This window comes from Flavobacterium sp. Sr18 (assembly GCF_011064265.1).
In the GTDB taxonomy this organism is placed as follows: domain Bacteria; phylum Bacteroidota; class Bacteroidia; order Flavobacteriales; family Flavobacteriaceae; genus Flavobacterium; species Flavobacterium petrolei.
In genome coordinates, this window is the sequence record NZ_CP049329.1 from 236,149 (window position 1) to 248,284 (window position 12,136).

A 12,136-nucleotide genomic window follows, 5' to 3' on the forward strand; every position below is an offset into this window, starting at 1 on the left:
GAGTATAAAGAAGTAGTTTTTTTGCTGTAATGGAGTTGTTATTTGTTCCTTTTGTTTTTTGTTAGATCCACAATTTTTGCAAGTAATAATTGTTCGTCAACGGGTTTAGCGATATAATCATCTATTCCTATGGCTTTACATTTTCCTAAATCTACTGTAGTTACATCAGCAGTAAGCGCAATTATAGGGATTTTTGAATTCATTGTGTTTCTAATATATTCAGTGGCTTCAAATCCATTCATTACTGGCATTTGTAAGTCCATTAAAATAATATCGTACGATTTGACTTGTAGTTTTTCGATAGCGATTTTTCCATTTTCAGCAACATCTCGTTCAAAACCGAAATCATCTAATATTGTTTTCATCAATAATTGGTTAAGGGCGATATCTTCAACAATTAATACTTTGATATTTTTTAAAGATGTAGACGACCCTACTAAATCAGTTTCTAAATCCGTAAAATCTAGTGTTTTTTCAAAAGGTAAGGTAAAACTAAATGTTGAGCCTTCGTTAATTTTACTTTTGACACGAATGGTTCCTCCTTGAGATGTCACTAATTGCTTAACAATGGCTAATCCTAAACCAGTCCCTCCATATTGATGAGAAGTTCCGTTGGTAGCCTGTTGAAAGTTTTCAAATATTACCTCTATATTATCTTCGGGGATACCAATTCCACTATCCGTAATTTCAAATTCAATAATTATTTTTTCTTCTTCCTCAAACAATGTATTGGCACTAACTATTATTTCGCCTTTCGATGTAAATTTCACAGCATTACTAACCAGATTTAATATAATTTGGTGTAATCGAATAGAGTCTCCTAAAAGAACTTCAGGTATTTTAGGGTCATAATTTACAACTAATTTTAAATTTTTTTCCTGAATCTTTGTATCAAACAATTGAAGCATTGAAGCTAATGAAACTGCCATTTTAAATGGTTTCTTTTCGAAAATCATTTTACCAGCGTCTACTTTTGCTAAATCAAGTATGTCATTTATCAGTGCAATTAAAGTGTCACCACTTAATTTAATTGCATTTAAATATTCTTTTTGTTTATCAGACAACTCCGTTTTTAATATCACTCTGGTAAATCCAATAATCGCATTCATAGGAGTCCGAATTTCATGACTCATATTAGACAAAAATTGTTGTTTTGCTTTCATCGCATTTTCCGCAATTAGTGTAGCCTGTTCTGCTTTAATTTTTTCGCCTTCAGCTACTAAAGTGGCCAATTCTGCAAAAACTTTAGATTCTATTAATTCGGATTCAATTCTTTTTTGATCGGTTACATCTCTGGCAACAATAACTACACCTAAAACACCTCCTTTATCATCTTTATAAACGGATCCGTTTAATAAAACATCGGTCAGTTTGCCACTTTTGTGACGAAGTTTAAGAGGAGAATTGGTAATATAACCTTTTGCAAATACTTCTTTATAAATTGCACGAGCTTTTGCAGGTTCTGTAAAATACCCGAAAAAATCTGATCCTTTTAATTTTTCACGGGATAACCCAGTTATGTTTACAGTTGCCCGATTCATATCTGTGATTTTACCTTCATTATTTATAGTGGTTAATGGATCCAGGCTTGCTTCAATAAGACTAAGTGAATATTTTTCTTTAAGATAATAACGAGAGCGATCCGTTATGTCTTCAATGGCAAGAAGAATTAATGGTTCACTATTTTTCTTTTGAATAATCAAATGAGCATTAAGCAACATTATTCGTTCTCCAATTCCAGAGAAAGAATGGGTAACTTCAAAGTCTTCAAAACTACTATTTTTCACAAAAATTTCATTTAGAACTTTGCGAAGTTGTGCAATATTCCATTGCTTGTTTCCTAAATTAAATAACAGTTTCCCTTCCGTTTCTTCCTTACTAACCTTAAACTTTTTGTAAAAAGATTTATTAGCTGATATTACGTGAAAATTTTTATTAAGAATAAGCATTGGTTCATGAATGGTGGCAATAATAGCTTCTGAGTATTCGTGGGATTCTATTAATAAATCATGACGCATTTGCAATTCCTGATTAGTCGAAATAAGCTCTTCATTAGTAGCTTCAATTTCTTCTTTTGAGGTTTCAAGCTCTTCATTCAGAGTTTGGAATTCTTCATTTGAGGAAACTATTTCTTCATTTGCGGCTTGCAATTCCTCATAAATAGTTTCTTGAGTTTCAACAATAGCAATCATCTCTGTACGTGCACTATTCAGCTCCTCCGTCAGTTTTTTTATTTTTAAATCTTTAAGTGTGCTATTATTTTTTGTATCTGAATTGTTTTCAATAAAATTTTCTAGGAGTTCCTGAGGCTTAAACACAATAAGTAATAAAGGTTCGTCCCATTCAATTTTAAGAGGACAAACTTCAAATGACATCATTCGCAAAACCGAGTCTATTTTTATTTCAATACCGGATTTACAGACCGTTTTTTTTGTTTCCAATGCTTTATTAATAGCATTACGAAGTTCAAAAGCAAATTCTGGTCGGGCCATTTTTAAAATATTAAGACTCGCTTTTCCAGAAGCATGTTCAAGGTAGGAGGAAACTGCTCCTCTGAACTGCAGGATTTCCATGTCTTTATTGACTACAGCACAGGCAGGCATATAGCTGGTAAGAAGTGTTGAATCAATAGCGTTTTCAATACTTTCCTGATTTACGTTTACGTTTTTAGAGGGAGTACTTGCTTTTTTATTAGTCATAGTAGTACGTGTGAAACGAGGTGTCAAATCAAGAATTTTTTTCACTCCCAAATTATTTTTTCGGGAATAAATTTTAAATTTATTATTTACTATGGTGAAAAGCAGTGAGGATGTCCCAATACTTTCGGCTTTGCCAAGCATCAAATAGCCTCCGTCATTCAAGGCAAAATGCAAGGATGCAAAGACTTTTTTCTGGGCAGCGGAATCAAAATAGATCAGGAGATTACAGCAACTAACAAAATCCATTCGAGAAAATGGAGGATCACGTAAAATATTGTGAGGTGCAAATATGCACATTTCACGAAGTTCTTTAATAATGCGATAATTGTCGCCCTCTTTAGTAAAAAAGCGGGTTAAATATTTTTTGGGAAGAGATTCCACATCGCTTTGAGAATATTCTCCATTACGAGCATTCCTGATTGCCTCTTCGCTTAGATCAGTTGCAAAAATCTGGATTGGTACTTTATTCGTTTTAGTATCCTGCAATTCGGCAATAATCATTGCGATGGAATACGCTTCTTGTCCTGTAGAGCAGGCTGGAACCCATATTCTTAAAGTCTCTTCTGTCGATTTACTTTTTAAAAGTTTTGATAAAAGATCTGTTTTTAGAAATTTGAAGGTTTCAGTTTCTCTAAAAAAACTGGTCACATTAATTAATAAGTCAGTATAAAGAATTTCAATTTCATTATTTTTTTGGAGTAAAAGCTTTACATATTCCTGTATCGTTTTTATTCCATATTGTTGCATTTTATGACTTATTCGTCTCTTAATCGTGGGCATTTTATAATGACTAAAATCCACCCCGGTTTCTTTAAGTAATAGTTCAAAAATGGTATTTAGATCATAATTATTATTTTCGATAGTCATTTCTTTGGTATTTTCTTTTTCTTTCTCATTATTTATGGAAATACCTTTTTTACTGATGCGAACCAATGCAGCAGCGATTTCTTCTGGAGACAAAATATAATCAACCACACCTAAAGTAATAGCTGAATTTGGCATACTGGTTGCTTGCGCAGTTTCATCTTGTGCAAAGGTTACACCTCCAGCATCTTTAATGGCTTTAAGCCCAATCATTCCATCACTGGCATAACCGGAAAGCACTACACCGATAACATTTTCTTTATGTGTTTCAGCTAGAGAGGAAAAAAGAACATCAATAGTCAGATTTGGGATATTTTTTTTAATGCGGGGATACAATCGAATGTGTCCATTAACTACCTCAATAACTTTATTGGGTGGTATCACATAGACATTATTGGGTTCCATTTTCTCCATATTATCAATTTCCTGGACTTTCATTTTTGTTATCTTAGAAAGAATTGAAGTCAGTAAACTTTTATGGTCTGGGCTTAGGTGTTGCACATAAATATATGCCATACCGGTATCAACGGGTAACTTTTTTAATAAGAGACTAAAAGCTTCCAGTCCTCCGGCTGAGGCACCAATAGCTACAACCGTAAAAGATTTTGCTTTTGCTTCTTCTTTTAGATCTTTGTTTGGTATCGATTTTGTTGATGAGGACTTTTTGGATGATTCCATTGTATTAGATATATATTTTGTTTCATAGTTTTAAAGAATACCTATGAGATTTGTTAAAATTATTTTTTTAACCTATTGATATTAAATCAATCAAAAATATATACGATTAATCTGTAAAATACACAATTCATTAAGAACTTTTATATTTTGTATATTTCTCTAATTACTTACCAATGTAAGGATATGTTTTAACTTTTGTAACTAAATTAAGTTAATTTAAATGTAGAAATGGAAATTAAGAACTTTGAATATTTAATTAATTGCTTCTTAATTTAAAAAATACGAAAATACTTTATCAAAATATCTGAGTTATAGTGTTATTTTTCAGCTTCTTAAATTGTTAAGTTCCTCCTGTAATTCGTTACAGGCTTGAAGACAAATTTCTTCAATTTGCTGCACTAATTCATGTATTTCTTTAGATTTTTCTTCTGCTGTGGCTAATTCCTGAATTTTCTTTGCCATATTTTCATAATTTGCACTAATTCCTACGATGGAAAAGGACGGTATCATTTTATGTGCCGAAGCAGCTAATAAAGACCAGTTTTGGTCGGCAAGACTTTGTTTCATAGTTTGCACTAATGGCGGAACTTGTCCTAAATACAGTGCTATCATTTCCATCATTAATTTTGGATTTGATTTTGTTCTCTGGTTTAAATACACGAGATTAATACATCTTGTTTTTTCCCCGGTCACCATGCTATCTTCTAATTTATCACTATGTTTTTGAGGAAACGTATCAAGATGTGACTTATTTAAAATACTAACTATTTTATTATACAATTGTTTTTCGTCTACCGGTTTTGCAAGGTAATCGTCCATTCCTACTGCTTTGCATTTTGCTAAATCGACTGTTGTAACATCAGCAGTCAATGCGATTATTGGAATAGTTGATTTCATTGTTTTACGAATGTATTCTGTAGCTTCAAATCCGTTCATTTCTGGCATTTGCAAGTCCATCAATATAATTTCATACTCCTTTTCTTTTAATTTTTCGATAGCTATTTTACCATTTTCGGCTATGTCACGTTCAAATCCAAAATCATCCAGTAATGTTTTCATTAATAATTGATTCAACGGAATATCTTCAACTATTAATACTTTTACATTTTTTAATTCAGATTCTATCTTTGTCACTTCATTTTCCAGTTGAACTTTGGCATTCGTTTTTTGGAAAGGCAAGGTGAAACTAAATGTAGAGCCTTCGTGCATAATACTTTGTACACGAATTGTTCCTCCTTGTGGTTCTACTAATTGTTTTACAATAGCAAGGCCAAGTCCGGTTCCTCCATACAATTTTGAAGTTCCGCTTGTTGCCTGTTGAAAATTTTCAAATATCGTATCTATTTTTTCTTCTGAAATTCCGGTCCCAGTATCAGTTACAGCAAATTTGAGGATCACTTTTTCAAGGTCTTCATGCAGTAAATCTACACGTACCGTAATTTTTCCTTTGGATGTAAATTTAACAGCATTGCTAACTAAATTTAAAACGATTTGATGCAAACGAATTGGATCTCCCACCAAAACATCAGGAATTTTATTGTCGTATTCTTTTACTAATATTAAATTTTTTTCCTGAATTTTATTTTCAAATAAATGAAGCATAGCCAAAATAGAAGATTCCATTTTGAAAGGCGTTTTCTCAAAGGTCATCTTTCCAGCGTCTACTTTTGCCAAATCTAAAATGTCATTAATCAGAACGATTAAGGCATCACCACTTATTTTGATGGCGCTTAAATATTCTTTTTGTTTAGAGGTCAAATCTGTCCGGAATAATACTTTTGTAAATCCAATAATTGCATTCATCGGTGTCCGGATTTCGTGACTCATATTCGACAAGAATTGCTGTTTTGCTTTCATAGCGTTTTCAGCAATAGCTTTAGCATTTTCAGCATTTATTTTTGCTTCTTCTGCAATTTCCGTGGCTAATTCTGCAAATATTTTAGCTTCAATTAATTCAGTTTCAATTCTTTTTTGATTGGTTACATCTCTGGCAACAATAGCAGCTCCTAGAACATTCTCCTTATCATCTTTGTATACGGCACCATTGAATAATACATGAATCAATTTGCCGTTTTTATGACGAAGAACTAAGGGTGAATCAGCAATAAATCCTTTTTCAAATACTTTTCTATAAACTTTTAGGGCTTTTTCAGGTTCTGTAGAATATTCAAAAAAATCGGTTCCTATTAATTCCTGTCTTGTTTTACCAGTTACTTCTACCGATGCATTATTCATATCGGTGATTTTTCCTTCGGGGCTAATTGCAAATAAAGGGTCATGACTCGCTTCAATAAGGCTAAGAGAATAATCAGAACGTAATTTTTGGGCATTAAGATCGGTATTCAGTTTTTTCAGTTGTTGCGCCTGAAATAATAATTCTTGATTTTTTGTATGCAAATCCACAAAAACAGCCACCTTTGCTCTTAATATTTCTGGAGAAAGTGGTTTGATCATGTAATCAACAGCTCCTGCTTGGTATCCTTTGAAAATTTGTACCGAATTATCCATGCTAGCCGTCAAAAAAATAATGGGAACATGTTTAAGTTTGTCAATTTGTCGAATTAATTCTACGGTTTCAAATCCATCCATCATCGGCATTTGCACATCAATTAATATGAGTGCAAAATCTTGTTGATGCAACAGAATTTTTAAAGCTTCGTTACCGGAATTTGCTTTGACACATGAATAATTTTCGTCAGAAAGTATAACTTCTAAGGCGAATAAGTTTTCGGGTAAGTCATCGACTAATAAAATTTTAACAGGGCTATTTATTTTCATTTTTAATTGTAAAATAAAAGTTTGAATGTTGCTTATTCTTTATGAATATTGAAAAAGCAACAAAAAATTTAACGTAATGACTTTGGGGATTTACCGCCTTTTTGATATTATTTTATTATTTACTTAACCAAACTCGCATCAATGACAGTAAACGATCTACATCAATTGGTTTAGTGATGTAATCATTAGCGCCAGCATCAATACATTTTTGTTTATCGTCTTTCATCGCTTTTGCGGTTAGGGCAATTATGGGTAAGTTTCTGAATTTGATCTGGGATCGTATGCGTTTCATCGCCTCGTAACCGTCCATTTCTGGCATCATAATATCCATTAAAACTAAATCGATATCACTATGGACTTCCAACATATTCAATGCATTTTTTCCGTCTTCGGATTTTATAACTTCCATTCCACGTTCTTGTAATATTTTTGATAAAGCAAAAACATTTCGCATATCGTCATCTACCAGCAAGATTTTTTTGGACTGAAATATTGCTTCTTTATCGTGCAAATTATGAATCATAATTTGTTTTGATTTTGGCAAATTGCTGATGGTACGGTGCAGAAAAAGTGCAGTTTCATCCAGCAATCGTTCTTCTGATTTTATGCCTTTTATAATAATGCTGTCTGAGTATTTGTGCAACAGGTTATTTTCTTCTTTACTAAGTTCCTTTCCGGTATATACGATGATAGGAGGAAGGTTGTGACCTTTCATTTCGCCAAGCGTATGGATCAGTTCAAAGCCAGTCATGTCTGGCAATCCGATGTCCAGAATAATACAATCTATGTGATTATTTTCAAATATTGCTATCGCTTCTTTTCCAGTCGCCGCTTCGTAACATTCTACATCACCGGTTCCAATGAGTATTTTCATTGCTTTTCTGGAATTTTCACTGTCTTCAATAATCAACAGTTTTTTTATTTTTCTATCCACAAAATTCTCAATCCTGTTGAATGCCTGTTCCAGTTCGTCTTTTGCTATTGGTTTCATCAAATATTCTACTGCACCTTCTCTAATGGGTTCCAGCGAACGGTCATTTGCGGATATAATATGCACCGGAATATGTCTCACAGAAGGATTAACTTTTAATTCATGTAACACTTGTTTTCCTTTGATTCCCGGCAATCCCATATCGAGAATGATGGCTTGCGGTTTGTATTTTGCAGCAAGCAAAAGCCCGTCTTCGCCAGATGAAGCGGACAAGCATTTGAATCCTTTTTTGTTCGCTTGTTTTAAAAGTATAGCTGCAAAATTGCGGTCATCTTCAATGATTAGTACTATTTTATCATCGGCATTTATGACTTCTCTATCGTCTTGAATGGTTGGATAATTTAAATATTTAACATCATTCTCCGGGCGTCGAGGAGACGAAATTGGTTGTATTGGAATTTCTTGCTCAGCTTCTTGAACAGGGTAAATTGCTAGTGGAATAATAAGCGAAAATGTTGATCCTTGGTCTAAATTACTGTCTACTTTTATTTCTCCTTCCAATAATTTAGCAAGTTCACGTGAAATAGAAAGTCCGAGTCCTGTACCGCCATATTTTCTGGAAGTACCGCCTTCCGCTTGTTGAAAAGCTTCGAATATAGCCGATTGTTTGTCTTCTGATATTCCAATTCCTGTATCACTAACAGAAATGTTCAAAGTAGTTTCCGTATAAAGTTCGATGCGTATAATTACACTTCCATTTTCGGTGAATTTGATCGCATTGGATAAAAGATTTTTCAATATTTGATTCAAACGTTGTGAATCGGTATGGATGAAATCAGGCAAATTTGATGCTAATTCACACAGTATCGTTAAGCCTTTTTGTTCCGCTTGATGTTTAAAATCACGAAGTAAATTATGACTGAAATTTTTGATGTATACTTTTTCAATATTTACATTCATTTTCCCAGCTTCAATCTTGGATAAATCCAACACTTCGTTTATTAATACAAGAAGATCATGACCACTTTTATAAATAATTTCTGCGCTTTCAACTTGTACTTCATCTAAATTTTTCTTTCTGTTTTCGGATAAATCTTTGGAGAGAATTAATAAACTATTCAATGGCGTTCTTAATTCATGCGACATGTTTGCAAGAAATTCCGATTTGTATTTACTGCTGATTTCAAGTTGTTTTGTTTTTTTCTCAATATCATTTTTGGAAGCTTCAACTTCTTTATTTTTTTCTTCCAATGATTGGGTTTGCTCTTCCAATTCTTCATTGGTCATCTGCAATTCCTCTTGCTGTTGCTTGAGATTTTGTGCTTGTTGTTCAAGTTCTTCATTTAGCTGTCTCAGTTCTTCTTGCTGTATTTGAAGTTCTTCCGCTTGATTTGAAAGCTCTTTGTTGGCAAAACTTAATTCAACAGCTCGTTTTTCTTTCTCCTCATTTTGATACGCTAGTTCTTCATTTGCAATCGCTAATTCAGCTGCTCTTTTTTCTTTTTCGTCATTTTGATACGCCAATTCATTATTAGCAATAGCTAATTCTGCAGCTCTCAATTCTTTTTCTTCAGCTTGTTGAACAGTATTTATGCTGATGGCAATACTTCTCATTGAAACATTGATGAATTCTTTTTCAGTTTCGGTAAAATCACTAAGCTTACCAATTTCTATAACACCTATGGTTCTGCCGTCAAGTAAAATAGGAGTAATGAGCAAATTTTTTGGCTTCGCATTCAATACAGATGAAGTAATTCGGATCTGATCTTCTGATATATCTGTTAAGGAAATTTGTTTTTGTTCCCACGCAGCCTGACCAATTAATCCTTCATTTAATTTGAAAATTTCTGTGGTGTCTTTGGCTGAACTAAAAGCAAATTTTCCAGTTAATTTCAAAGTATTGTCCTTTTCATTAAATAGGTAAACGGCGCCAATATTGGCTTTCATATAGGTACATAAAAAACTGATTGTACTATTTGCCAGTTGAATTATGTTTTGATCTCCAATAAGTTTTTCGTTAAGTTCAGCATTACCTGTAAGCAACCAATTTTTTCCGGCAGTTTCCGACTCGGATTTTTTAAGTGCTTTCAAATTTGTAGCAATAATGGTGTATACAGCGATAAGAATCATCCCAATAACCAACAATAATACCGCAAAAACAAAATTAAACTTACTGGCATCATTTTGACTTTCCTGAACTCTTTGAGCAAGTAATGTGCGTTCTACTTCTTGCGCTTTTTCAATTGTTTTTCTTATTTCATCTTGAATTTGTTTTCCCTCACGTGAAGCAACAAAAGTTCTTGCTTGTTCAAAGTTATTTTTGCGAAGGGTAATTCCTTTATTTAAATTCTCTAACCTAAGTTTGAATTGCTTTGTAAGTTCCTCAATGTTTTTTTGTTGAGTGGAATTGTCTTTAGTTAGTTCTTTTACCTTTTCAATTTTCTCAATTATCTTCGAATTAGCTGATGCAAAAGGTTTCAAAAAAATAGCATCGCCAGTTATTATATATCCTCGCACGCCAGTTTCTGCATCAATGGAAGATTTGAGTATTTGTTCGAATTCATATAAAACCTGATTGGAATGGTTTACTAAATTATTTGAAGCAACAAATTTTTCAGTGTTTTTAAATGAAAAAATCGCAACACAAAAAAGTACTATCGCACAAGCAATAAATCCAATAATTATTTTTCTTCCTAGGTTCATTTTGATAGTATTATTTGTAATATTGATGCTGATTATTTGTTCTTGTGATCTATTTTTAGCAGTAACTCAATTATTTTCTCCAATGATAAAACATGATCCGGGATTATGGCTGCAATTGCTGATTTTGGCATATATTCAGATTCAGCTGTTGTTGGATCTTGAATAATAGCTAAACCACCGTATTTCTTAATTCGAATAATTCCATTTGTTCCATCACTGTTAGATCCTGTAAGTACTATTCCAATTAATTTATTTTTAAAGACCTCGGCGGCTGATTCAAATAACACATCGATTGATGGTCTGGCAAAATTTACACGTTCGTCAATTGTAAGTGAAAAAGTTTGATCCTTTTCAATCATCAAATGATAGTTTGGAGGAGCAATGTAAATGTAGCCTTTTGTAATTTTTTCTTTTTCATCAGCTTCTTTTACATTCAGTTGACTTTTTTCATTTAAAAGATGAATCCAATGGCTATCAGATTTTGAGCTTAAATGCTGTACAATGATAATTGGAATACTAAAATGTATTGGTAAGGATGAAGATAAAAACTTTAAAGCTTTCATTCCACCCGAAGAAACTCCTATTACAATTGCTTCATAATACATTTTTAATATTTCTTTTTAAATATTCTTTGTTTTGTGTCTAACTCGATATAATGGGCGTACAAATCAGAAAATCGTAAACTTTCTTTTGATCCCAAACATAAAATTCCACCATTTATAAGGCTGTTATAAAAAAGCGTCTGAACTTTATTTTGTAAATTTTTATCAAAATAAATCAGCACATTCCGGCATAAAATTAAGTTTACTTCTGCAAATACACTGTCGGTTACTAAATTATGATTGGCCCAAACAATATTTTTTTTCAAGGACTGATTCATAATAACATTATCATAATTGGAAGTATAATAATTCGAAAAAGATTCTTTTCCTCCAGCTAATTGATAATTAGACGTATATTCTTTAATCATTTTATTTGAAAAAATACCATCTTTGGCGCGGTTCAAAGCCATCTGGTTAAAATCAGTTGCGTATATGGTTGTACGTTCATACAAACCTTCTTCTTGCAAAAGAATAGCCATGGAATAAGCTTCTTCTCCAGTGGCACAGCCAGCATGCCATATTTTTATAAAGGGATAGGTTTTCAAAATTGGAATAACATTTTCTCGTAATGACCTGTAAAATAAAGGGTCACGAAACATTTCTGTTACTGTAATGGATAAATCCAGTAAGAGATCTGAAGCAAATGTCGCATCATTTAAAACCTTTGATTGGATTTCAGCAATATCTTCGAATTGCGATACTGCCATTCTATTCATAATCCTGCGCCTGATATGGGCTTGGGAATACTCTCTGAAATCATAACCATATTTCTGAAAGATAGCTTCCAATAGCAATGAAATTTCCAAGTCTGATGTCTCTTTATTTCGCATCTTTTTTTAACAATTTTGGTTTTTAATTTGGAATAAATTAAAAAAACCAGT

At 32.7% G+C, this 12,136-nt stretch carries 5 protein-coding genes; all 5 read right to left on the reverse strand.

What is annotated here, in order from left to right:
* Window positions 1–38: 38 nt before the first annotated feature.
* The gene (locus tag G7A72_RS01165) at window positions 39–4,241 is read right to left on the reverse strand and encodes a CheR family methyltransferase (RefSeq protein WP_165151105.1); all 4,203 of its coding nucleotides are present in this window, start codon (window positions 4,239–4,241) and stop codon (window positions 39–41) included.
* Window positions 4,242–4,565: 324 nt separating this feature from the next.
* Complete coding sequence (locus G7A72_RS01170) at window positions 4,566–7,019, reverse strand: response regulator (protein WP_165151106.1); 2,454 nt, start codon at window positions 7,017–7,019, stop codon at window positions 4,566–4,568.
* Window positions 7,020–7,134: 115 nt separating this feature from the next.
* On the reverse strand, window positions 7,135–10,653 hold the full coding sequence (locus G7A72_RS01175; RefSeq protein WP_165151107.1) for a response regulator: 3,519 nt from the start codon (window positions 10,651–10,653) through the stop codon (window positions 7,135–7,137).
* Between the two features lie 32 nt (window positions 10,654–10,685).
* Window positions 10,686–11,258, reverse strand: coding sequence for a chemotaxis protein CheB (locus G7A72_RS01180; RefSeq protein WP_165151108.1), 573 nt, complete (start codon window positions 11,256–11,258; stop codon window positions 10,686–10,688).
* Between the two features lie 2 nt (window positions 11,259–11,260).
* Window positions 11,261–12,085, reverse strand: a complete 825-nt coding sequence (locus G7A72_RS01185) for a protein-glutamate O-methyltransferase CheR (protein ID WP_165151109.1) — start codon at window positions 12,083–12,085, stop codon at window positions 11,261–11,263.
* Between the last annotated feature and the right edge of the window lie 51 nt (window positions 12,086–12,136).

Coding starts and splice junctions, on each gene's coding strand:
- G7A72_RS01165 (WP_165151105.1), bottom strand. CDS start 4,241: ATGGAATCATCCAAAAAGTCCTCATCAACAAAATCGATACCAAACAAA.
- G7A72_RS01170 (WP_165151106.1), bottom strand. CDS start 7,019: ATGAAAATAAATAGCCCTGTTAAAATTTTATTAGTCGATGACTTACCC.
- G7A72_RS01175 (WP_165151107.1), bottom strand. CDS start 10,653: ATGAACCTAGGAAGAAAAATAATTATTGGATTTATTGCTTGTGCGATA.
- G7A72_RS01180 (WP_165151108.1), bottom strand. CDS start 11,258: ATGTATTATGAAGCAATTGTAATAGGAGTTTCTTCGGGTGGAATGAAA.
- G7A72_RS01185 (WP_165151109.1), bottom strand. CDS start 12,085: ATGCGAAATAAAGAGACATCAGACTTGGAAATTTCATTGCTATTGGAA.